Origin of the sequence: Saccharibacillus sp. JS10 (genome assembly GCF_024436065.1) — a bacterium.
Classification (GTDB): Bacteria; Bacillota; Bacilli; order Paenibacillales; family Paenibacillaceae; genus Saccharibacillus.
Genome location: NZ_JANFNS010000011.1, coordinates 1 through 21,540 on the forward strand (window position 1 = coordinate 1; position 21,540 = coordinate 21,540).

General features: G+C 45.9%; 23 protein-coding genes and 1 riboswitch. Of the genes, 21 read left to right on the top strand and 2 right to left on the bottom strand.

Translation table 11 applies throughout. From position 1 onward, the window contains the following. The first annotated feature begins 317 nt into the window (after window positions 1–317). Window positions 318–716: a hypothetical protein gene (locus tag NOM90_RS18895; protein WP_255944267.1), complete on the top strand. Its 399-nt coding sequence runs from the start codon at window positions 318–320 to the stop codon at window positions 714–716. A gap of 83 nt (window positions 717–799) precedes the next feature. On the opposite strand, the gene NOM90_RS18900 is transcribed toward NOM90_RS18895, so the two are convergent. Then, entirely contained in the window at window positions 800–1,330 is a 531-nt protein-coding gene (locus NOM90_RS18900) for a hypothetical protein (protein ID WP_255944269.1), read from the bottom strand. Window positions 1,331–1,524: 194 nt separating this feature from the next. On the opposite strand from NOM90_RS18900, the gene NOM90_RS18905 reads away from it, so the two are divergent. The 9 genes from NOM90_RS18905 (at window position 1,525) to rsmI (ending at window position 8,777) form a co-directional block, all read left to right on the top strand. Further along, on the top strand, window positions 1,525–3,036 hold the full coding sequence (locus NOM90_RS18905) for an aminotransferase class I/II-fold pyridoxal phosphate-dependent enzyme (protein ID WP_255944271.1): 1,512 nt from the start codon (window positions 1,525–1,527) through the stop codon (window positions 3,034–3,036). A 33-nt stretch (window positions 3,037–3,069) separates the two neighbouring features. After that, window positions 3,070–3,723, top strand: coding sequence for a dTMP kinase (tmk, locus tag NOM90_RS18910; protein ID WP_255944273.1), 654 nt, complete (start codon window positions 3,070–3,072; stop codon window positions 3,721–3,723). Between the two features lie 94 nt (window positions 3,724–3,817). After that, on the top strand, window positions 3,818–4,147 hold the full coding sequence (locus tag NOM90_RS18915; RefSeq protein WP_018978459.1) for a cyclic-di-AMP receptor: 330 nt from the start codon (window positions 3,818–3,820) through the stop codon (window positions 4,145–4,147). Window positions 4,148–4,277: 130 nt separating this feature from the next. Continuing rightward, window positions 4,278–4,721, top strand: a complete 444-nt coding sequence (locus tag NOM90_RS18920; RefSeq protein ID WP_255944276.1) for a YaaR family protein — start codon at window positions 4,278–4,280, stop codon at window positions 4,719–4,721. A 76-nt stretch (window positions 4,722–4,797) separates the two neighbouring features. Then, entirely contained in the window at window positions 4,798–5,778 is a 981-nt protein-coding gene (gene holB / locus NOM90_RS18925; RefSeq protein ID WP_255944278.1) for a DNA polymerase III subunit delta', read from the top strand. Between the two features lie 80 nt (window positions 5,779–5,858). Beyond that, window positions 5,859–6,659 (top strand): PSP1 domain-containing protein, encoded by an 801-nt coding sequence (locus NOM90_RS18930; protein ID WP_255944280.1) that lies wholly within the window; start codon window positions 5,859–5,861, stop codon window positions 6,657–6,659. Between the two features lie 32 nt (window positions 6,660–6,691). Next, window positions 6,692–7,060: a DNA replication initiation control protein YabA gene (gene yabA / locus NOM90_RS18935; RefSeq protein WP_255944281.1), complete on the top strand. Its 369-nt coding sequence runs from the start codon at window positions 6,692–6,694 to the stop codon at window positions 7,058–7,060. A gap of 69 nt (window positions 7,061–7,129) precedes the next feature. Next, window positions 7,130–7,897, top strand: a complete 768-nt coding sequence (locus tag NOM90_RS18940; protein ID WP_255944282.1) for a tRNA1(Val) (adenine(37)-N6)-methyltransferase — start codon at window positions 7,130–7,132, stop codon at window positions 7,895–7,897. Between the two features lies 1 nt (window position 7,898). Next, window positions 7,899–8,777: a 16S rRNA (cytidine(1402)-2'-O)-methyltransferase gene (gene rsmI, locus NOM90_RS18945; protein WP_255944283.1), complete on the top strand. Its 879-nt coding sequence runs from the start codon at window positions 7,899–7,901 to the stop codon at window positions 8,775–8,777. 250 nt (window positions 8,778–9,027) lie between these two features. Here rsmI and NOM90_RS18950 read toward each other — a convergent pair whose 3' ends face one another. Beyond that, on the bottom strand, window positions 9,028–9,282 hold the full coding sequence (locus NOM90_RS18950; protein WP_018978467.1) for an AbrB/MazE/SpoVT family DNA-binding domain-containing protein: 255 nt from the start codon (window positions 9,280–9,282) through the stop codon (window positions 9,028–9,030). Window positions 9,283–9,622: 340 nt separating this feature from the next. On the opposite strand from NOM90_RS18950, the gene NOM90_RS18955 reads away from it, so the two are divergent. The 11 genes from NOM90_RS18955 (at window position 9,623) to NOM90_RS19005 (ending at window position 21,525) form a co-directional block, all read left to right on the top strand. Then, the gene (locus NOM90_RS18955; RefSeq protein ID WP_255944287.1) at window positions 9,623–10,924 is read left to right on the top strand and encodes an HD domain-containing protein; all 1,302 of its coding nucleotides are present in this window, start codon (window positions 9,623–9,625) and stop codon (window positions 10,922–10,924) included. Between the two features lie 139 nt (window positions 10,925–11,063). Further along, window positions 11,064–11,831, top strand: a complete 768-nt coding sequence (locus NOM90_RS18960; RefSeq protein WP_255944289.1) for a TatD family hydrolase — start codon at window positions 11,064–11,066, stop codon at window positions 11,829–11,831. 201 nt (window positions 11,832–12,032) lie between these two features. Then, window positions 12,033–12,270, top strand: a riboswitch (cyclic di-AMP (ydaO/yuaA leader). Window positions 12,271–12,638: 368 nt separating this feature from the next. After that, window positions 12,639–14,102 (top strand): ubiquitin-like domain-containing protein, encoded by a 1,464-nt coding sequence (locus NOM90_RS18965; protein WP_255944290.1) that lies wholly within the window; start codon window positions 12,639–12,641, stop codon window positions 14,100–14,102. A 194-nt stretch (window positions 14,103–14,296) separates the two neighbouring features. Then, a complete protein-coding gene (gene rnmV / locus NOM90_RS18970; RefSeq protein ID WP_255944291.1) occupies window positions 14,297–14,842 on the top strand; it encodes a ribonuclease M5 in 546 nt (181 codons plus the stop codon). Between the two features lie 4 nt (window positions 14,843–14,846). Beyond that, a complete protein-coding gene (gene rsmA, locus NOM90_RS18975) occupies window positions 14,847–15,731 on the top strand; it encodes a 16S rRNA (adenine(1518)-N(6)/adenine(1519)-N(6))-dimethyltransferase RsmA (RefSeq protein WP_255944293.1) in 885 nt (294 codons plus the stop codon). Between the two features lie 187 nt (window positions 15,732–15,918). Continuing rightward, window positions 15,919–16,197, top strand: coding sequence for a Veg family protein (locus NOM90_RS18980; RefSeq protein ID WP_255944295.1), 279 nt, complete (start codon window positions 15,919–15,921; stop codon window positions 16,195–16,197). A gap of 164 nt (window positions 16,198–16,361) precedes the next feature. After that, entirely contained in the window at window positions 16,362–17,216 is an 855-nt protein-coding gene (gene ispE / locus NOM90_RS18985) for a 4-(cytidine 5'-diphospho)-2-C-methyl-D-erythritol kinase (protein ID WP_255944297.1), read from the top strand. A 155-nt stretch (window positions 17,217–17,371) separates the two neighbouring features. Next, complete coding sequence (purR, locus tag NOM90_RS18990) at window positions 17,372–18,199, top strand: pur operon repressor (protein ID WP_255944299.1); 828 nt, start codon at window positions 17,372–17,374, stop codon at window positions 18,197–18,199. Between the two features lie 341 nt (window positions 18,200–18,540). Further along, complete coding sequence (gene spoVG / locus NOM90_RS18995) at window positions 18,541–18,837, top strand: septation regulator SpoVG (RefSeq protein ID WP_255944301.1); 297 nt, start codon at window positions 18,541–18,543, stop codon at window positions 18,835–18,837. 208 nt (window positions 18,838–19,045) lie between these two features. Beyond that, entirely contained in the window at window positions 19,046–20,437 is a 1,392-nt protein-coding gene (glmU, locus tag NOM90_RS19000; protein WP_255944352.1) for a bifunctional UDP-N-acetylglucosamine diphosphorylase/glucosamine-1-phosphate N-acetyltransferase GlmU, read from the top strand. A 137-nt stretch (window positions 20,438–20,574) separates the two neighbouring features. After that, window positions 20,575–21,525, top strand: a complete 951-nt coding sequence (locus NOM90_RS19005; protein WP_087801434.1) for a ribose-phosphate diphosphokinase — start codon at window positions 20,575–20,577, stop codon at window positions 21,523–21,525. Window positions 21,526–21,540: the final 15 nt, after the last annotated feature.

Sequence of the window (21,540 nt, forward strand, 5' to 3'; positions counted from 1 at the left end):
GAACCGAAGCGCCTTTGCCCTTTCCCCTCACCTCTAAAGCTCTATTTCAAATGAAAGGGGGAAAGGACAACGAAGCGAAGGTCGAAAGCAGGCTCGCTCCCCCCGGTAACATTTTTGTAACCGTTCCCTATTCCATCCTCGGTATAATGATGAAATGGGTTTAAAAGCTTTTAAAAAAAACCTGCATACAATCATCGTTTTCCTAGGGGACTTTCGATACTAAAGTTTTTCGGTTTTTTAAACGAATAGGATCGAAAGAGAAAACGAGATAAGCATGTTATAGCATTGCGCAGAAACGATGTAAGGGGGAATTGAATATGAAGCGGAAGGTGATGTCTTTTGCCTTTTGCCTATTCTGCACTTCACTTCTTCTTCTAACGGCATGTACAGCGGAGGAGCCTTCGTCTTGGGCAGTCTACGATGGTGCAACGGTTGAAGAAAGTTTTCCTGTGCCTAAAGAAGCAAGCAAAACAGAGGTGAAAGCCGATAACGCAAAGATGAGCTATGTACGCTATTCGGTGCCGGGATTAGAACGTTTGCAAGAAATGCCGGAAGCTTACTTAGAAGCCATTAAAGCTTGGGGCTGGACCGAAGAAAAAGATCAGGAAAATGTAGAAGGACCTAATCCGATCTTTATTTTTTCAAAAGGTAGAACAACGGTGCATTTATCGCGGGAAGGCAATTATCTGACCGTGCTCGTTCCAAAAGAAAATTAAAGACGTTATAAACATGTACAAAAAAGACCGGAATCTCGACAAAAATGTCGAATCCGGTCTTTTTGATGTGATCTAATTTGGATTTACTGGATATAATACGAGACGTCTTGGGGATTGAGCTTGATCATCACATCTCTCCGCTGTCCTTTCATACTCAAAAGGATTGAAATACGCGGAGCCATAAACCAAAAATGCCAAAATAGCAGCGCTAGCGTAAACGGAAGCGGAATCCAAGCGACGAGGACGCCGATAAAAATAAATCCGATCCACAAACTTTGCAGCAATACTTGTTGCAAAATCGAAAATCCGGTGTGCTGGTCAGGCAAAAATCCAAACCAGATCCCGGAGAAACGGAGTTTCCACTTTTTACGATAGATCGATCCTCGAATCAATAATACCGCATGGGATACGACAAAATGAATCCACAGCACGATCAAAAAAGCAGCAGACATATACAAAAGCGTATACCAAGAATATAAAAACAGACCGACAAGCAAAATAGGAATCGGCACGATCCAATAGCTTATCTGTAAAAGTCGCGGAACATGAAACTTGCGAATAAGCTGATACTGATAAATTGTGGCGTTATCATTTTCACGTTGTTGCTCCAGCATACCCGATCTTCCTTCCTATTCCAGATCCAGCATTCCCGGATTCGGGAATAAGGCTGTTTTTATCATAACGCAAAGCAGACGGAATCAAAAGGATGAAAAAGGAAGGTCGTGACAATTTATAAAAGATAGTTCAGCGTAAGCTTGAAATCAGGTACAATGAATAAGGAAAAAATGCGGGTTACGGGAGGCATGAAATGAGAAATTGGAATACAGACGATGCTCCGCTCTATACAGAGCTGCTTCGTTACGCCTCACGTAGAGACGTTTCTTTTCATGTGCCTGGTCACAAAGACGGGAACTTTTATACACATAAGCAAGGGTCGATGCCTTACGGTTTTTCGGAAATGCTTTCGATCGATGTCACTGAAATTGAAGGAACCGACGATCTGCATGATCCAGAAGGGGTCATAAAAGAAGCTCAGCAAAAAGCAGCGGCTTTCTGGGATGCGGAAGAATCTTTCTTTTTGGTGGGAGGCAGTACGGTTGGAAATTTGGCTTTATTGTTAACGGTCTGCTCAGAGCCTGGATCTCTGTTGATCGTACAGCGGAATGTGCATAAGTCGATCATTAACGGTCTGATGCTGGCGGGAGCACAAGCGGTATTTGTGTCTTCGGATCATGAGCCGTCAAGTCAACTTCCCGTTACACCTCACGATGTGTCGCTAGAGCAAGCTTTGAAGCGATATCCGCAAGCCAAAGGAGTATTCATCACTCGACCTAATTACTATGGGATGGGACGCGATATTCGCCAAACGTCGGAACTATGCCATCAATACGGAGTTCCGCTATTAGTGGATGAAGCGCATGGTGCGCATTACGGATTGCATCCTCATTTTCCGACTTCGGCGATTCAAGCGGGAGCGGACGGCGTCGTGCAATCGACTCATAAAATGCTGACCGCGATGACGATGGGCGCAATGCTGCATGTGCGAGGTGATCGAATAGATCGCGATCTGTTAAAGACACGTCTAGCGATGGTGCAAAGTTCAAGCCCGTCTTATCCCATCATGGCTTCGCTAGATATGGCGCGCAGTGTAGCGGAGCAGCAAGGTGAAGATACTTGGAAAGAAGCTTTGGAAGCCGCGGCATATATTCGTAACGAAATTCGGAAGCTGAATAGATTCGAAATCTTGGGACCGACCGATGAGAAGAGCTATACGGAGCAAGATCCTTTTAAAATCGTGATTTACGATGTGGAGCACAACTTAAACGGTTATGAGCTTCAGCGAAAGCTGCAACATCAAGGTTGCGTAGCGGAAATGAGTGACGAGCATCGGACGGTATTGGCACTTGGACCCGGAACGACAATGAGCGATGCAATAAGATTGATGAAAACCTTGAAACAGATACAAGATGAATCTGATCCTGATCTTTTGAAAAGTGGTTTACGACGCGATCAGCAAAATAAGGTGTCGGCGGCTGCCGAAACCTTTTCTACTGATGAAGCGCTCCTGATTTCTGAACCGGTATCTTTTCACCTGCATCAAGCTCAAGACGTACAATCCGTCAAAATCGAGCAAGCAATCGGAGAAATTTGTGCAGAAATGATCGTTCCTTACCCGCCGGGTATTCCGCTGGTGTATGCTGGAGAAATCGTAAGTCGGGCTGCGGTAACCCATTTGCTTAAACTTCGCAGTGCTGGAGCTCGCTTTCAAGGATCATCCGATCCTTCGCTGCAAACGATTCGAGTACGCAAAACGAAATAAAGAAAGAAAAAAGAGACAAGGCGGTAACCAAACATGAAAGATTCGGGTAAATTTATAGTATTGGAAGGCCCAGACGGTAGCGGGAAAACGACACAAATCGCAAAGATCGAAGACTATCTTCGCGAACGCGGAATCGATTTTGTGTCTACGCGCGAACCGGGCGGCGTCCAAGTTGCCGAAAAGATCCGTAGCGTCATTTTGGATGTAGAAAATGATATGAGTGGTCTTACGGAATGTCTGCTGTATGCAGCGGCACGTCGGGAACATTTGATCCAAAAGGTGATTCCAGCGCTGAATGAAGGCAAAGTCGTTATTTGCGATCGCTACGTGATGTCTTCGCTTAGTTATCAAGGGTATGGACGTAGACTGGGGGAAGTTGTACTTGAAGTAAACAAACGTGCGATCGACGTGGAAGGCAAACAGTACTGGGCAGACATGAATATTTATTTGGATGTGACGCCTGAGATTGGTCTTCAGCGGATTCATGCCAAACATGCAGATCGTGAAATCAATCGTTTGGATCTAGAAAGTAACGATTTTCATCACCGGGTTCGTGACGGATATTTGAAATTGGAACAAGAATATGCCGAACAATTCAAAAAAATCGACGCTTCGCAAAACGAAGACGCTGTTTTTGCCGATATAAAAGAAGTGATAGACAACCTTCTGCTGTCAAACCGTGTATAATAGCAGGAAATACGCATACTTATGTCGAACAAAATGAACTATGGTCGTTTTGAATAAAACAGACAAAACGCCAATCAAAAAGGAGGAACCACGGATGAAACTGATTATTGCGATCGTACAAGATAAAGACAGCAACCGCCTGTCCGGCGAGCTTGTGAAATCGAATTTCCGGGCAACGAAGCTGGCAAGTACGGGCGGCTTCCTGCGTGCGGGAAATACGACTTTTTTGATTGGTGTAGATGACAGTCAGGTCGAGAACGTTATGAGCGTGATTCGCAACAGCTGTAAAGTTCGCGAGCAACTTGTTACGCCAGTGACACCTATGAGCGGAACGACAGATTCGTATCTCCCGCTTCCTGTAGAAGTTCAAGTCGGCGGCGCAACGGTATTCGTGCTTCCGGTTGACCGTTTCGAACACTTCTAATCGAAAGCTTGTGCTGTCCTGTCGGCTGTTGGTACGACCCATTCACCGGCGGACAGCCGGCGCGAAAAAGAGAGGAGTCTCCAAAGTTGGAGACCTCTCATTTTCACGGATACAAAGGTAGGGATAAATCATGAAAATTAATCCAGGCTTTCGCCCTTTAAACAATACGCCGATTACGCCAGATACCGGAGCGCGTCCGATTGAACAACGCAGCTTTGCCGATACGATTCGAAATCATGAAGCGCAAGCGACGCAAGACGAATTAGGACGCCGGATGTTGGAGATCAACAAGCAGGGCGACCGTCTTGCTCGTTCGATGACGATTCGTGAACTGAAAATGTATCGCACGATGGTTAAGCGTTTTTTGGAAGATACGGTACGCCGCGGTGTAGGGATGAAAGATACCAAAGGCTGGGATCGCCTAGGCAGAACCAAACGTTACAAATTGATCGACGAAGTCGATAGCAAATTACTGGCGATGGCTGATGAATTGCTTGCCAGTGAAGAAGGTCGGATCAGCTTGCTTGAGCAATTGGGCGAAGTGCGTGGTCTGCTGATGAATTTGCTGTTCTGATTCTGTCGAAATCATAAGTCTTGTACTCCGACGCCGCTCTGCGGCGTTATTCTTTTAGTTAGGAGACCCTTTTTATATGTCGTTACAAACAATCAGTGGACAAGAGATTGCCAAGCAAATGTTAAGCAACAGTTTGCGTAGCGAACGTGTCTCACATGCGTATTTGTTCAGTGGACCCGGCGGTGGTGCCCGTCGTCAAGCAGCGAATGCTTTTGCCCAAGCGCTACTGTGCGAACGCGGAACAGAGCTTGGCGATGCTTGCGGCGAATGTCTAAGCTGCCGAAAAGTCGAGCATGGCAACCATCCCGATCTACAAGCCATCGCACCCGATGGAGCTTCGATCAAGATCGAGCAAATTCGGGAGTTGCAAAAGATGTTTTCGTATCGTTCGGGTTCAAGCGGACGTAAAGTCTATATTATCGATGAAGCCGACAAAATGACGGTACAAGCTTCGAACAGTCTATTGAAGTTTTTGGAAGAACCTCCAGCTCCGGCTGTCGCGATATTGTTATCGGAAAATGCGCAAACACTACTGCCGACGATTCGTTCACGCGTTCAGCTGGTTCCTTTTACCGCAATGGGTGCGGAGTCTATTTTAAGTCAGCTAGCTGTAGAAGGATTAGCAACACCGGCAGCGAGATGTGCGGCTCAACTTACGCCCGGCGTAGAGGAATGCAAAGCACTTGCAGCAGAGAATTGGTTTGCAGAAATAAGAAATGTAGTGATACAATTAGGGAAGGAGTCGATCGGTCGAAGTGGCGCAAGTCTGGTTACCGCTCAGCAGCAAGTTTTCAAAGCGGGGCTTGGCGAGCACCTCGATAGTCTGTTCGATCTTTTCCATTTGTGGTTTAGAGATATGATTTACGTTCTTTCCGAACGGCGCGAGCACATCGTTTTCATAGATCAGCTGGAGTTCATCTCCCAAGTGGCAAATTCCCGCAGTACGGAGTATTGGATAGGATGCATGTCTATTGCCGCAGAGAGCAAAAAAAAGCTCAAATCCAACATGAATACCCAGCTTTGTTTTGAGCAATTTTTAGTGAGACTCGGCCCTTAAGCGGGCAGCCGGTAGATGAAGGATGTAGGTCGGCTAGCGAGGATCTAGCGTTTTTGAATGCGCGCAAGGGAGGTTTAGCTTTGTACAGTGTAGTCGGCGTTCGCTTTAAAAAAGCGGGCAAAGTGTATTATTTCGATCCTTTGGAGTTTCCGATTGAGCAGGAACAATGCGTAATCGTAGAAACGGCTAGAGGCGTCGAGTATGGCAAAGTTGTTGTCGGTAAAAAGCAAGTGCAAGAAAGCGATGTTGTGTTACCGCTTAAGCGAGTGATTCGTATCGCAGGTGACACCGATGCGCGTGTAGTCGAGGAGAACAAGGACGCAGCCCGTAAGGCGTTTGCAACCTGTTTGAATAAAATTAAAGATCACGGTTTGAAAATGAAGCTGGTTGACGTGGAATACACGTTTGATCGGAACAAAATCATTTTCTACTTCACGGCGGAAGGTCGGGTCGATTTCCGTGAGCTTGTCAAAGATTTAGCTAGCATTTTTCGGACACGAATCGAGCTTCGGCAGATTGGGGTTCGGGATGAAGCCAAGATGCTTGGAGGAATCGGACCTTGTGGACGGGTACTATGCTGCTCGTCGTGGTTGGGCGATTTCGAACCGGTATCGATCAAGATGGCAAAAGACCAGAACCTGTCGCTGAATCCGACGAAAATTTCCGGGCTTTGCGGCAGATTGATGTGTTGTCTGAAGTTTGAGCATGACAATTACGAAAGTTCGAAAGAAGAACTTCCGGCTGTCGGCAAAATGGTTGTCACATCGCTTGGGGAAGGCAAGGTCGTAGGACTGAATGCCGGCAAGCGAATGGTGCATGTGCAGTTGTTTGAGATCAGCAAAGTAAAAGAATTGTCCATGGACGACATTGTCGTCAAGTAAGTCAATCGGAACCGCTCTGGGGTGGAGTTTACTTGGAGAAGAAAAATGTTTTCGTGCAAATACACGAGATGGAAGCGCAAATGGAAAACTTTAAAAACGAGCTTAGCAACATCAAGCAGACGGTAAAAGAGCTCATGGAGGATAACCATAGGCTTCTAACGGAAAACGAACGTCTGCGAGAAATTTTGAAAAGGGAAGTCCAAGCTGAATCGAAATCCGAACCGTTTCATGTTCTGCAACAATCGACGCAAAAAAATGAGAACATTAGTGATACGGTCGGGGAAGGATACGATAATTTGGCGCGGTTGTACCATGAAGGATTCCATATCTGTAATGTGTACTACGGTCATTTGCGTATGGAAGGCGATTGCTTGTTCTGCTTGTCTTTTTTGAATAAATAATCCGGTACCAGTCTGAGAGCCGCGGCGTTTTTTGCCTGCGGCTTTTTTTTAAGAGGAGCGTTAATTAAGATGGAAAAATCGCGGAGTGATATCCCTTTATATGAAGGCGAGCGGATCGATGATCTGCTGACGCAAAATTTGCATATTATTCAAAGCAGGGAAGTATTTAGCTTCTCCATGGATGCTGTATTGTTAGCACGATTTGCTTCTGTCCCGGCACGTGGAAAAGTCCTTGATCTGTGCACAGGCAATGGGGTAATTCCGATACTGCTATCTACGCGTACCAAAGCGACAATCGAAGGCGTAGAGATCCAAGAAAGACTGGCAAAAATGGCGGAGCGTAGCGTTGAGATGAATGGTCTTCAAGATCGGATCATAATCCATAATGCTGACCTGAAAAATTACCACGAAGTGGCAGGGCATGGGATGTACGATGCCGTAACCGTTAATCCGCCTTATGCGGCGCTTACAGGCAGCGATATTAAAGCGAATCAATACGAAGCGATCGCACGGCATGAAATTCATTGTACGTTAGAAGACGTTGTGAAAGCTTGCGGTAAGCTTGTAAAGCAAGGCGGGAAAGTATCGATGGTACATCGTCCGCATCGCTTAGCGGATATTCTGACACTGATGCGTCAATATCGAATTGAGCCGAAACGCGTTCGCTTTGTACATCCGCGGGCGGGCATGGAAGCAAATATGGTATTGGTAGAAGGAATACGCGATGCCAAGCCGGAAATGCGTATTATGCCGCCGCTGATTGTCTATAACGATCAAGGGAAATATGGCGACGAATTTATGGAAATCTATTATGGCAAGCCGGGAGGCGAAGCGTAATATGCAGGTGCAAAAAAGCTTCGAATCACATGCTGAAGGAGCAGGAACCTTATACTTGGTCGCAACGCCGATCGGCAATCTGGAAGATATGACCTACCGAGCAATACGGACATTGCGAGAATGTGAATTGATCGCCGCAGAAGATACCAGGCAGACTCGTAAACTTCTCACTCATTTTGAGATCGTACCGCAAAAATTGTTCAGTTATCATGAGCATAATAAAGCGGCAAGCGGGCCTGAATTGATACGCTATATAATAGAAGGAAAAAATTTAGCGATCGTCAGCGATGCCGGTCTACCGGCGATTTCCGACCCTGGAACCGATCTTGTCAAACTCGCGATCGAAGCCGGAATTTCAGTCGTTCCGATCCCCGGTGCGAACGCTGCTTTGAGTGCTTTGATCGTATCCGGCTTATCGACAGATCAATTTACGTTTGCCGGATTTTTGCCGCGTGAAAACAAAGACCGCCGAGAAGCTTTGGAGTCGCTTGGACACATCGAAGGTACATTGCTTTTTTACGAATCCCCGCATCGGGTACTCAAAACGATTGAAGCGATGTTCGAAGCATGGGGTTCGCGTAAAGCGGTGCTGGCACGGGAACTGACGAAGCGGCATGAAGAGATTGCACGCGGTACATTAGACGAATTGGTGTCGCGTCTTCAAGAGTATCCGCCGATCGGGGAATATTGTATTGCGGTAGAAGGCGAAAGCCGAGAGCAGGCTCAAGAACGGAAAGATGCTTGGTGGCAAGAACTGGAGCTAGAGGATCATGTAGCGCATTATGAAGAGCAAGAAGGAATCTCGCGCAAAGATGCGATGAAGAAGGTTGCGGGCGATCGCGGGATTTCGAAGCGGGATGTTTATAACGCGTTATTGTAGTTTTTTCGGCACGAAAAAACATCAAATAAAAATATTCGGCACGAAAAAACATCAAATAAAAATATTCGGCACGAAAAAACATCAGGTACAAAAAAACCTCCATTATAGTGGAGGTAGGATTGGAAATTTTAAAGATTTAAAAGCATTTAAAGATTTAACTTCTAGCGGTACAGATCCAAAATAAAAGGATTGGAGCGTTCCTTTTGTTTTGGATCTGATGTTGCAGAGTGAATGGAGGAGATCACTCCATTTACTTTGCAACGGGTGCAGGAATTTCCGATACGCAATCGTAGCATACGATCTTGCCTTTGAAATACGTTACGTTGTCAGCATTGCCGCAGAAGATACAAGCTGGCTCGTATTTTTTCAGCATAATGCGTTCGCCGTCCACGTAAATTTCCAAAGCGTCTTTTTCACCGATGCCCAAAGTACGGCGCAATTCGATTGGAATAACAACGCGACCTAGTTCGTCTACTTTTCTCACAATACCTGTTGATTTCATCATGATTTATTACCTCCCAAAATATAAATGTTGCTGGGTGTTCATTGAATGTATTCATGGTAAAGCTGTTGATTTCTACAACTGGTGTCATTTTTCGACATTGTTCTAGCTTTTATGTTCCTCATAATAACAATGTTTCCCAGAACAGTCAACCCAAGAAGGCTTAAGATCACCTTAAAATTTGATAAAAAATGAAAAATGTATAAAATATATGAACAATAACCGGTATAAATATTTTTTTATCAAAGAATAATGAGAATAAAAACGTTTGGAAATCGATAAAACCTTATCCGACAAAATTCGATCCTGTTTTTTTAATATTTTAATTTAAAGGAGTGAAAGGATGTCGAACCACATCAAGCCCTTACGTGAAGAAAAAGTATTCAAAGATCCTGTCCATAATTATGTACACGTGCAAGATCGAACGATATGGTCGTTGATCAATACGTCGGAATTTCAGCGTTTACGGCGGATTCGGCAATTGGGGACAACCTATCTAACGTTTCATGGAGCCGAGCATAGTCGATTTTCTCATTCGTTAGGTGTGTACGAGATCACCCGCCGTATCATTTCTCAATTCGAGCGCAACAATTATCCAGATTGGCCGGTCGAAGAAAATATGGTCGCGATGTGCGCAGCTCTATTACATGATTTGGGGCATGGCCCTTTTTCACATTCAATAGAAGAAGCTTTCGAAATGGATCACGAAGATTGGACTTGTAAAATTATTTTGGGCGATACGGACGTCAATCGGATTTTACGAGAAGTATCGGAAGATATGCCGGAGCGGGTAGCTTCTGTCATTCGCAAAGACTATGAGCAGGAAATTGTCGTCAATCTGATTACAAGCCCGCTCGATGCGGATCGGATGGATTATCTGCTTAGAGATGCGTATTTTACCGGAGTCAATTATGGCACAATCGATATTGATCGTATTTTACGTATGCTGCGTCCTTATAATGGAAGAATTGTGGTGAAAGAGTCGGGAATGCACGCGGTCGAAGACTATCTGATGTCACGCTACCAGATGTATTGGCAAGTCTACTTCCACCCGGTGACGCGCAGTTCGGAAATTATTTTAAGACAGATATTTAGACGAGCTGGCGAGTTGTATCATCAAGGGTATACTTTTGAATTTTTACCGAATCCACTACCTCAATTGTTCAAAAACGAATTAACGGTTAAAGAATATTTGAAACTCGACGAATCTCTGATTCAGACGACATTTATGCAGTGGAGCGAAGAACAAGATTCTATTCTTAGCGAGCTTTGTTGTCGATTCCTTCATCGCAGACTGTATAAATATGTAGAAGTCGAATCGATTGACCAAGAGACCGTCGAACGGATTCGTAGCAGCTTCAAAAATGCAGGATTGAATCCGGAGTATGACTTCGAAATCGACTTTCCAACCGACTTGCCTTACGATGTTTTGTTGCCGAACAATTCGAAGCGCGGAAGTCAGATTTTATTACTGAATAAAAAGGATGAATTGAGAGAAATTTCCGAAGTTTCCGATATTGTCAGATCGATTACCGGTTTGCATCGGGGGAAATATCATCTGTATTATCCGCACCATAAAGTTGCTGAAGTGATCTCGCTTCTTCCGGCAGATATTGCTGCGATTTTCCCGTTTTCAGCCGATTAAACGCGTTTTAACGCTTTTTGTGTAAAATATGGACAAGATGCAAAGATCAATCACGATAGAAAAACAATCCCATACGTTATGTAACATGCCGGCAATACTTTGATTATTGTCGGTATGTTTATGAAAAGGAGAGAACAAGATGTTATTCGATACTCATACTCATATGGACGCTATTGAATTCGCAGAAGATCGAGACGAAGCGATGAATCGCGCACTCGAAGCAGGAGTCAGCCGAATCGTTAATATCGGGTTCAACCGAGAGACGATTCCGACCACTTTGGCATTAGCTGAAAAGTATCCTTTTGTGTATGCGGCAATTGGTTGGCACCCTGTTGATGCGATCGATATGCAAGAAGGAGATCTGGAATGGATCGAATCGCTGTGCAGTCATGAAAAAGTTGTCGCGATCGGCGAGATCGGTCTGGATTACCATTGGGATAAATCGCCTAAAGACGTTCAACATCGGGTATTGCGCGAACAGATCGCTTTGGCAAAAAGAGTGAAGCTGCCGATTGTGATTCATAACCGCGAAGCTCATGAAGATACGATCCGAATTTTGAAAGAAGAAAACGCATCTGAAGTAGGCGGAATTATGCACGCGTTCTCGGGAAGTTGGGAAACGGCGCAAATTTGCCTCGATATGGGCTTTTATCTTTCGTTCGGAGGGCCTGTTACTTTCAAAAATGCCAAACAGCCCAAAGAAGTGCTCGAAAAGACGCCGATGGATCGTTTATTGATCGAAACGGATGCTCCTTATTTGACTCCACATCCTTACCGAGGAAAACGAAATGAGACTTCTTATGTTCGTCTTGTCGCAGAAAAGGCAGCTGAACTTAAAGGTGTTTCTTTGGAAGAGATTGCCAAACAGACGATGAAAAACGCAAATAAGCTTTTTGGTATCAGCTAAGAAAGCGAGCAAATCGGGCGAAATCGAGAGTATTTACGAGAAATTAATCTTTTTGCCCGAAAAAAACAAAGAATGTTACAAAGTTTTAACCTTTTAATCGATCACACGAGAAATTGCGCCGCTTTACAAACTCCTTCGAAAAACGCTATTATCTTGTCAGTGATTAAACGAAGCTTACATTCGCTTAATCTCACTTATTCATAAACCGTCTCGCTGAATCTTCGTCATACATAACGAAGAACGGGGGAACCGGAAGCGATATGCTGGATCGAAATCTGAACGACGATGTTCAGGAGAAAGCAGTCGTGGTCGATTCCTTTAACATTGGGTCTACGGGGTGAATTGGAGATCTTCTCGCCATGAGCGGAAGAATCGCCATAGAACGACTCTCTTCGTTCGAACCCGACAGCTAACCTCGTAAGCGCAAAATAAGAGAGAGGCAGCCACGCGCCTTATGTTTTCCTCAGATCGTCAACTTGTCGATTTTTTAAGAGGGAAGCCCGCGGAAGAGACCTCTTAAAGATTCTTTAAGTCCTCTTTCCACAGGCTTCTTTTGTTTTCCGGCAGTTACCTCAAGGAATGGCGTACATAAGCGCAAGATCGGTTAAGACTTCGGCAACGATGCTTGAAGGGATTTAACAAGATTGGGTTGAGCTTTTAGAACGGGATGAACGTAGAGATGGTGCAATCCTCGCAAAAGTTTTTATCGATTTTTGTGCTGCACATTTCTACGAAAAAATAGCAAGTAGTCACGTCAATTTTTTCATGTTCGTACTTGACGGCGGGGCTATGGAGGAGGACGGAAGAGTGGGCATTTTCACGAAAGAAGACACCCATGGTTCACGATCATCCAGCATGACTTACGCTTTGCGTTGGAAGCGCCAGAACGGCCTTCAAATTTTGGGTGTTGCATTATTCGTCGTTGCGGTTGTAACGATGGTACTTCTCGGATTGTATGCAAAAGCCGAGAAACAGATCGTGCTGATCGTTGACGGGAAAGAACAAACGCTGACCACGCACAAAGGCAGCTTTCAAGAGCTTTTGGATGAGCATTCGCTTAGCTTTAAGCCACAAGATGATGTATCGATGTCGCTAGGTGCTTCGATTCAGGACGGAGATCGCATTACTGCGACAACAGCATTACCGGTGACTTTGACGGTTGACGGTAAAAGCGAGCAGCGTTACACGACTGAAAAAACAGTCGGTGCAGCATTGCAAGACTGGGATGTGGAACTTGGAAAGTTCGACAAGATTTCCGTACCGGTTAGCTCGGCTGTAAAAGGCGGTAGTGAAGTTGAGATCACTTCGGCTGTTCCAGTTAACCTAACAGTGAATGGAAGCACGAAAAAAGCGTATACTGCCGAATCGACAGTTGCCGATGCACTGGAAGATTGGAACATCGATTTCGGAGCACATGATGAAATCTCTGTACCGTTAAGTTCAGAAGTGGAAGCGGGTAGCAAGATCAAAATTACTACGGCGATTCCAGTGAACTTGAAAGTGGGCGGCAACGAGAGCGCGACGTACACGACGGCTAGAACGGTTGAAGCCGTTCTTGCTGACAAAGGCATCGAACTTGGCAATAACGACAAAGTATATCCAGGTACTACGACTCCTTTGACAGAGAACATGAATGTTGCGGTATATCGCATCAACAAGTTCCAAGCCGATGTCGAAGTTAAAGTTCCACACGGCACGACGAAAAAAGACGATTCGACTTTGCTGAAAGGTAAAACCAAAACGATTCAAGCCGGCGTCGATGGCGTAACGGTTCAAACGATCGAGAAAGTTTACCAAGATGGCGAGTTCGTAACGAAATACGTCGTTGATAAAAAAGTGAAAACCAAAAAGCAGGATGAAGTGATTGCAGTCGGCACGAAAGAGCCGGTTGTAGAGAAGACGTTTGCTCCGGCTGCTGCCGCTAAAACAACTTCTGCATCTTCTTCGAAGTCTGCTAAAGGGTTTGAATATAAAACCGTATTGACTGGTGTTGCGGCTACCGCTTATTCTTCGCAGCAACCGGGAATGGGTACACGCACAGCATCCGGTACGACGGTAACAGAAGGTCGCACGATCGCAGTCGATCCGAATGTGATTCCTCTCGGCTGGTGGGTTTATATCGAAGGATATGGCTACCGCAAAGCTGAAGACACAGGTAGTGCGATTAAAGGCAAAAAGATCGATATGTATTATGACAGCTTGGGAACGGCGCTGAACTTTGGCCGTAAATCCGGTCTGACGATCTACGTGATCGGACCGAACAAGCCTTAATTCTTTTACGTTTAGAAAAACCGACAGACCTTATTAGGCTCTGTCGGTTTTTTTGATGGAAAGCTTGCGTTTACGCTTGCGCCTAACAAGTGCTATAATCAACCGTAACGATACAGAATCGAAAAACAAAGAAGAGGAGAATCTCCTCTTCTTTTTGTTATGAAAGACGTAAGTCGCCGTAAGGAGAGAACAGGATGATAAAAGAAGTGATTGTCGTAGAAGGACGCGACGATACCGTGGCGGTGAAGCGTGCGGTCGAAGCGGATACGATCGAGACAGGCGGTTCAGCGATCGGGCCTGCTGTGATTCGGCGTGTACAACTTGCGATGGAGCGAAGAGGCGTTATCATTTTGACGGATCCCGATTTCGCAGGTGAACGGATTCGCAAGATTGTGGCGCAAAAAGTTCCGGGTTGCAAACATGCTTTTATTCCCGAAGCGGACGCAACGCGTAAAGGAGATATCGGAGTCGAGAACGCGTCGCCAGAAGCGATTCGTCATGCGCTTGCACATGTGCATACGGAGATGCCTGGCAAAGAAAGCATGATTGATTGGCAAGACCTGATCGAAGCAGGATTAATCGTCCATCAAAATGCAGCGGCTCGTCGTATGGCAATGGGGAATCTGCTTGGGATCGGTTACGGAAACGGCAAACAATTTTATAATCGGTTGCGAATGTTTCAGATTTCACCCGAAGAATTCGTAAACGCTTTGGCTCAAATCGAAAATGAAGGAACGTGAAGACATGAACGAAAAAGAAAGTATTGCTTCGCCTAAGCGAACCAAAGAAATTATCGACAAACACCGTTTTTCTTTCAAAAAAAGTCTCGGTCAAAACTTTTTGATCGATCAAAATATTTTAGGCAAAATCGTAGCGGCAGCTGATCTTGATTCAACCAAAGGTGCTTTAGAAATCGGACCGGGTATCGGAGCATTGACAGAAAAGCTAGCGCTTGGCGCAGGCGAAGTCGTAGCGGTGGAGATCGACCGTAGGCTGATTCCGATTTTGAAAGACGTTTTAAGCCCTTATGACAACGTCACGGTACGCGAAGCTGACGTGCTCAAGGTTGATTTAAAAGCTTTATTCGCTGAACAGTTCGCAAATAGCGAAAAAGTCAGCGTCGTCGCGAATTTGCCGTATTACGTGACGACACCGATTTTGATGAAGCTGCTGGAAGAAAAGTTGCCGCTTGAAAATATCGTTGTTATGATCCAAAAAGAAGTCGCAGAGCGGATGTCGGCATCGCCTGGAGGCAAAGAGTACGGAAGTCTCAGTATCGCCGTTCAGTATTATAGTGAGCCAGAACTGGTCTGCATCGTGCCGCGTACGGTATTTATTCCGCAACCGAATGTAGAGTCGGCGGTAATCCGTCTTAAAGTGCGCGAGAAGCCTCCGGTTGAAGTTGCGGATGAGGAACACTTCTTTACTTTGGTGCAAGCTTCATTTGCGCAACGCCGCAAAACGATCGCCAACAATCTGCGTGCGCGCTATTTTTCGCAAGAAGGTCGAGAACGGATGGAAAGTTTGCTGAATGAAGCAGGCATACTGCCTTCACGCCGGGCAGAGACGGTATCGATTGAAGAATATGCACGTCTTAGCGGGATTTTCTTACGAGAAGGATTGCGTTAAACGAAGGGATCAGAAGCTGTACTTTGCTCAAGCCAGAACCCATAAAGAGGAATCGAAAAAAAGCTGATTTTTCCCAAAAAATCCCCGTTGACAGGCTTAAAATGATACTGATATAATAAAATATTTGGTTGACAACGAACTCTCAAAATGTTACAATTAGTTGTATTGAGAGAGGTGGTTGAGAAGAATGGCAAATCAAACGCTATCGGATATCAAACGCAGTCTCGAAGCTCATGTAGGACACCGCATCATGCTTCGTGCCAATGGAGGACGACGCAAGACGGTTGAGCAGACGGGAGTCCTTGAAGGAACTTACCCGGCGGTATTTACCGTCATGCTTGAAGAAGAAGCCGAACATGCTTCGGGCCGAGTCTCTTATAGTTACGCTGATGTTTTGACAGAAACGGTTGAGCTTTCGCTAATGGAAGACGATTCGGAAGTTCCGATCGCTTACGCAAGTGTCTGATTGATTCGTTATTTTGAAAGGCGACCTTCGCATTCGTGAAGGTCGCCTTTGTTTATGCTCAGAGGCCGCGAATAGACTTCGTGTTCGATTTTGCATATAATAATTGGAGTTCTTTCGGAGAAAGCAACCGGGATTCCGGTCACAATGCAGGGGCGGTGGATAGTATGATCATTTACGAGAAAGCACCGGCAAAAATTAATTTGATGCTGGATGTTCTACATAAACGTAACGATGGATTTCATGAAGTCGAAATGGTGATGACGATGGTCGATCTTGCCGATCGGCTGACGTTGCAAGAAACGGAAACAAACCGTATTACGCTTTCGAGCCAATCCGGTTATATTCCGCTCGATGATAAAAACCTTGCGGTTCGCGCAGCGCGTCTGCTGCGTCAGCGGTTCGGTATTCAGCGCGGCGTACATATGGTGCTCGAAAAGCGTATTCCGGTAGCAGCAGGGCTTGCTGGCGGCAGCAGCGATGCGGCAGCCGCTCTACGCGGATTAAATCGCTTATGGGAGCTAGGATTGTCCATTAGCGAGCTAGAAGAGCTGGGAGCAGAGCTGGGTTCCGATGTACCGTTTTGCGTAAGCGGAGGAACAGCGCTTGCTACGGGACGCGGAGAAAAGCTAGAGAAGATTCCTAGCCCGCCTCATAGCTGGGTGATCTTGGCGAAGCCGCCGATCAATGTATCGACAGCAGATGTGTACGGAAATTTGAAGGCTGCGGAGATTCAGCAACATCCTTCGGCTTCTGCGATGCAAGCAGCATTGGAGCAAGGCTCTTTTACAGATGTATGCGGCACTTTAGGCAATGTGCTCGAAGACGTAACCTTGAAGCTGTATCCGGGCGTAGCTCGTTTGAAGCAAGTGATGGAAAGTCTAGGCGCAGACGGCGTATTAATGTCGGGTAGCGGGCCTACGGTGTTCGGGCTAGTGAACAAAGAAGAGAAAGCTAGACGCATCTGCAACGGGTTAAGAGGGTTCTGTGAAGAAGTCTATGCCGTACGGACATTAGGATAAACGAGATTAGCCAGTGCATGTTTCTGGCTAATTTTTTTTGCTTATCTTCTCGCTTTTTTGGAAAATTTATAAAACCTTAAAAGACTCACTTGTACAAACACGTACAAAGATGTTATATTTTTTATAAAATATTCGGATTTAGCGAGGAAACTTTCGTGAAAAAATTAAAACGCAGTGCTCGATTAGTAGAGTTAACCCAGTTTTTGCTTGCCAGACCTCATTCTTTGATTCCATTGACTACATTTGCCGAACGTTATGGAGCGGCGAAGTCGTCGATCAGCGAAGATCTGGCGATTATCAAAGAAGTATTTGAAGAAGAAGGAATGGGAGAGCTTCAGACGCTGGCGGGTGCCGCTGGCGGTGTGAAGTATATTCCGCGTGTGTCCGAAGAGCGTGCCCAAGACATTATTCAGAATGTGTGCGCCAAGTTAGAAGAACCCGGACGTATTTTGCCAGGTGGATATTTGTATATGTCCGATTTGTTGGGGCAGCCGCATTTGGTCAATGAGATCGGCGATATTTTTGCTACTATTTTCGGAGGTAAAAATATCGACGTTGTCATGACGGTAGAAACGAAAGGGATTCCGATTGCGTATGCGACCGGTGCCAAGTTGAATCTGCCGGTTGTATTGGTACGACGCGACCATCAGGTGACTGAAGGTTCGGCAGTAAGTATCAATTATGTATCGGGCTCCAACAAAAGTATCCATACGATGAGCCTGTCGCGCCGAGCGCTCAAAGAAAAGTCACGTGTATTGATTGTCGATGACTTTATGAAAGCGGGCGGTACCGTACGCGGCATGATCGATCTGCTTGCAGAGTTTGATGCCGAAGTTGCAGGAGTTGGCGTATTGCTGGATTCGGGCTCGGTCGATTCGGAAGAAAGGCAAGTCGAAGATTATATTTCGTTGGTTACGCTAGAGACCGTTGATTCGAAAAACCGAGTGGTCGGAGTGAAACCGGGCAATTATTTCGAAAAATAAGTCAAAAAAGCGAGATTTAAAAAAATTTCTACTTTAGGCGTTTTCCTTATAAAGGAAGACGCTTTTTTTATATAAATTAGGCGATTTGAATGTATGAAGAATCTTTACCCTTCGAAATGCAGGTCAAATTATTAAAACATCTTCTAAATATAATATATGAATTAGTTATTGATTTTAATTGAGAATTAATCTCAACGTAAAACGGCGCTATTCGAAGATTTCGCGAAGAAAATCAAAAAAAATACGAAAATCTCAAATTTAAGTTAGTGAAAAAGAAGGATTTTGAAAGTCAGTGTGGAATAATACACCAAGTCTTCTAATGATAAAGGTGGTGAACCTAGATGGAAATTACGGCTGTGAGACTCCGCCGAGTGAACTCGGAAGGTAGAATGAAAGCAATTGCTTCGATTACGATTGACGAGGAGTTTGTCGTTCACGATATTCGGGTAATCGACGGAAATAATGGCATGTTTGTTGCGATGCCAAGCAAGCGTACACCGGACGGTGAGTTCCGGGATATCGCCCACCCGATTTCTTCCGGCACACGTGAAAAAATTCAGGCTGCCGTTCTTGAAGAATACGAACGTGTTGGCGTAGAAGGTACGGAAGTCGAAGAAGTAATCGAAGAAGGCGCGTAAGTCACACATAATGACGCAGAGCAGGGAGCCGGAGGATTCGGCTCCCTTTTCTTTTTGCCCGGAATACGATATATTCAGTATAGTAAATTGATAAAGACCTAACCGTATATGTAAAAATAGCGGCCGAAGGCCGAACCCTATTAACCGTCGCCTCCAGAGGCAACGGTTATTTCCGGGTAAACGAAGAGGAGGCAGAGCATTGAAAAGGATGGCGATTGTTCTTGCCGCCGGCAAGGGCAAGCGAATGAAGTCGAAGCTGTACAAGGTATTGCATCCCGTATGCGGCAAACCAATGGTTGGTCATGTCGTGAATACGGTTCGTCTTACCCACAGTGAACGTACAGTAGTTATCGTAGGCCACGGCGCTGAAGACGTACAAGCTTATTTGGGCAATGAAGCGGAATATGCGCTTCAAGCGGAGCAACTGGGTACAGGTCATGCTGTGCAACAGGCAGAAGCACTTCTGGGTAAAGAAGAAGGAACGACGATTCTGATTTGCGGCGACACGCCGCTCGTTCGCGCAGAAACGATCGAAGCGATGATTGCTTTGCACGAAAGCGAAGGTGCGGCAGCGACGATATTGACTGCGATTCCTGAAGATCCTACAGGTCTTGGACGTATTATTCGCGGTGAAGACGGAGGCGTCGTGCGAATTGTCGAGCAAAAAGATTGTACGCCTGAAGAAGCGGCTGTGAACGAGATTAATACCGGTACGTATTGCTTCGACAATCGTAAATTGTTCGATGCGCTGTCCCGAGTAACGAATAACAATGCTCAAGGTGAATATTACATCACCGACGTGATCGGCATTTTGCGCGGAGACGGTGAGAAAATTGCCGCTTACGCGACAAACGATCTGGACGAATCGATCGGCGTCAACGATCGCGTCGTATTGTCTCAAGCCGAGACCGCAATGCGTGCTCGTATTGTACGCGAGCATATGCTGGGCGGCGTGACGATCATTGATCCGGCTTCGACCTATATTGGAGCTGACGTTACGATCGGTTCCGATACGGTTCTGTATCCGGGAACATTTATTTCCGGTCAAACGACGATCGGTGAAGATTGCAAAATCGGACCGAACAGTGAGATCGAGAATGCTGTGATCGGAGACGGTACAACAGTAGCTCATTCTGTCGTTCGCGATGCGAAAATTGGCGATCACGTATCCGTTGGACCTTTTGCTCATCTTCGTCCGGGTTCAAGTTTGGCTGAAGGCGTTAAAGTAGGAAACTTCGTTGAAGTGAAAAACGCCGAGATCGGCCAGAACTCTAAAGTTTCGCACTTGAGTTACGTGGGCGATGCCAAAGTCGGTGACCGCGTCAATATCGGCTGCGGAGCGATTACTGTCAATTACGATGGATTTAACAAATCGTTGACCGAGATCGAAGACGATGCGTTTATCGGCAGTAACGTCAACCTGATTGCACCTGTGCATGTCGGAAAAGGAGCTTACGTCGTAGCGGGTTCGACCATTACGAAAGAAGTGTCCGAAGGCGACCTTGCAATCGGCAGAGCGAGACAAGAAAATAAAGTGGGCTATGCAGACAAAATCAAAGCTCGCGCCAAAGCCAAAAAAGAAGCGAATTCAAATAAATAAAAAACCAGCGTGCAGCCCGGCATAAGTTCCGGTATTGTACGCTGGCATATAACCAATCAACTATCGTGAGTCCCTATCCTCAGGAGCGCTTTCGGCGTGCCTAACCACTAATGACCAGCACGGAGGGTTTACAAAACATGACTTATTGCGATTCAAAGCTGAAAATATTCACGTGCAATTCGAATCCTAAACTGGCGAACCAAATCGCCGACTATATCGGTATCCCGATGGGCGAATCGCATACGACGAGCTTTAGCGACGGCGAAATTCAGGTTAAATTGTCTGAAAGTGTTCGCGGCAGCCACGTCTATATTATCCAATCGACTTGTGCTCCAGTTAACGATAATCTGATGGAGCTGCTCGTGATGGTCGATGCGCTCAAACGTGCTTCGGCAAAAAGTATCAACGTCGTGATTCCGTATTACGGCTATGCGCGTCAAGACCGCAAAGCTCGTTCCCGCGATCCGATTACAGCGAAGCTGGTTGCGGATTTGATCGAAAAAGCAGGCGCGCACCGCGTGATCGCTATGGATTTGCATGCGATGCAAATTCAAGGATTTTTCGATATTCCGGTCGATCATTTGCTCGGCGTACCGATTTTGGCGCAATATTTCCGTTCGAAGCAAATCGAAAATCCGATTGTCGTGTCGCCTGACCACGGCGGCGTGGTACGCGCACGCAAATTGGCAGACTTGCTCAATGCTCCGCTGGCGATCATCGACAAGCGCCGTCCGGAACCGAACGTCAGCGAAGTCATGAACATTATCGGGAACATCGAAGGCAAGACTGCGATTTTGATCGATGATATTATCGACACAGCGGGTACGATCGTGCTGGGCGCTAATGCTTTGGTCGAAGGCGGCGCTAAAGAAGTATACGCTTGTTGTACGCACCCGGTATTGTCGGGACCTGCGATGGATCGTTTGGAAAATTCGCCGCTTAAAGAAGTGATCGTGACGGATACCATTCCGATTACGCATCCGAATCCGACAAACAAATTGAAAGTGTTGTCGGTTGCTCCTTTGCTTGGCGAAGCGATTATTCGCGTTCACGAAGAATTGTCGATCAGTAAGCTTTTTGAAATCTAAGTCACGTTCGATCAC

Excerpts from the sequence above, each read along its gene's own strand:
- NOM90_RS18915 (WP_018978459.1), top strand. The coding sequence starts at position 3,818 with ATGAAACTGATTATTGCGATCGTACAAGATAAAGACAGCAACCGCCTG.
- NOM90_RS18895 (WP_255944267.1), top strand. The coding sequence starts at position 318 with ATGAAGCGGAAGGTGATGTCTTTTGCCTTTTGCCTATTCTGCACTTCA.
- rsmI (WP_255944283.1), top strand. The coding sequence starts at position 7,899 with ATGCAGGTGCAAAAAAGCTTCGAATCACATGCTGAAGGAGCAGGAACC.
- ispE (WP_255944297.1), top strand. The coding sequence starts at position 16,362 with ATGATCATTTACGAGAAAGCACCGGCAAAAATTAATTTGATGCTGGAT.
- NOM90_RS18955 (WP_255944287.1), top strand. The coding sequence starts at position 9,623 with ATGTCGAACCACATCAAGCCCTTACGTGAAGAAAAAGTATTCAAAGAT.
- glmU (WP_255944352.1), top strand. The coding sequence starts at position 19,046 with ATGGCGATTGTTCTTGCCGCCGGCAAGGGCAAGCGAATGAAGTCGAAG.
- holB (WP_255944278.1), top strand. The coding sequence starts at position 4,798 with ATGTCGTTACAAACAATCAGTGGACAAGAGATTGCCAAGCAAATGTTA.
- NOM90_RS18920 (WP_255944276.1), top strand. The coding sequence starts at position 4,278 with ATGAAAATTAATCCAGGCTTTCGCCCTTTAAACAATACGCCGATTACG.
- NOM90_RS18905 (WP_255944271.1), top strand. The coding sequence starts at position 1,525 with ATGAGAAATTGGAATACAGACGATGCTCCGCTCTATACAGAGCTGCTT.
- spoVG (WP_255944301.1), top strand. The coding sequence starts at position 18,541 with ATGGAAATTACGGCTGTGAGACTCCGCCGAGTGAACTCGGAAGGTAGA.
- rnmV (WP_255944291.1), top strand. The coding sequence starts at position 14,297 with ATGATAAAAGAAGTGATTGTCGTAGAAGGACGCGACGATACCGTGGCG.
- tmk (WP_255944273.1), top strand. The coding sequence starts at position 3,070 with ATGAAAGATTCGGGTAAATTTATAGTATTGGAAGGCCCAGACGGTAGC.
- NOM90_RS19005 (WP_087801434.1), top strand. The coding sequence starts at position 20,575 with ATGACTTATTGCGATTCAAAGCTGAAAATATTCACGTGCAATTCGAAT.
- NOM90_RS18980 (WP_255944295.1), top strand. The coding sequence starts at position 15,919 with ATGGCAAATCAAACGCTATCGGATATCAAACGCAGTCTCGAAGCTCAT.
- NOM90_RS18900 (WP_255944269.1), bottom strand. The coding sequence starts at position 1,330 with ATGCTGGAGCAACAACGTGAAAATGATAACGCCACAATTTATCAGTAT.
- NOM90_RS18940 (WP_255944282.1), top strand. The coding sequence starts at position 7,130 with ATGGAAAAATCGCGGAGTGATATCCCTTTATATGAAGGCGAGCGGATC.
- NOM90_RS18960 (WP_255944289.1), top strand. The coding sequence starts at position 11,064 with ATGTTATTCGATACTCATACTCATATGGACGCTATTGAATTCGCAGAA.
- NOM90_RS18950 (WP_018978467.1), bottom strand. The coding sequence starts at position 9,282 with ATGATGAAATCAACAGGTATTGTGAGAAAAGTAGACGAACTAGGTCGC.
- rsmA (WP_255944293.1), top strand. The coding sequence starts at position 14,847 with ATGAACGAAAAAGAAAGTATTGCTTCGCCTAAGCGAACCAAAGAAATT.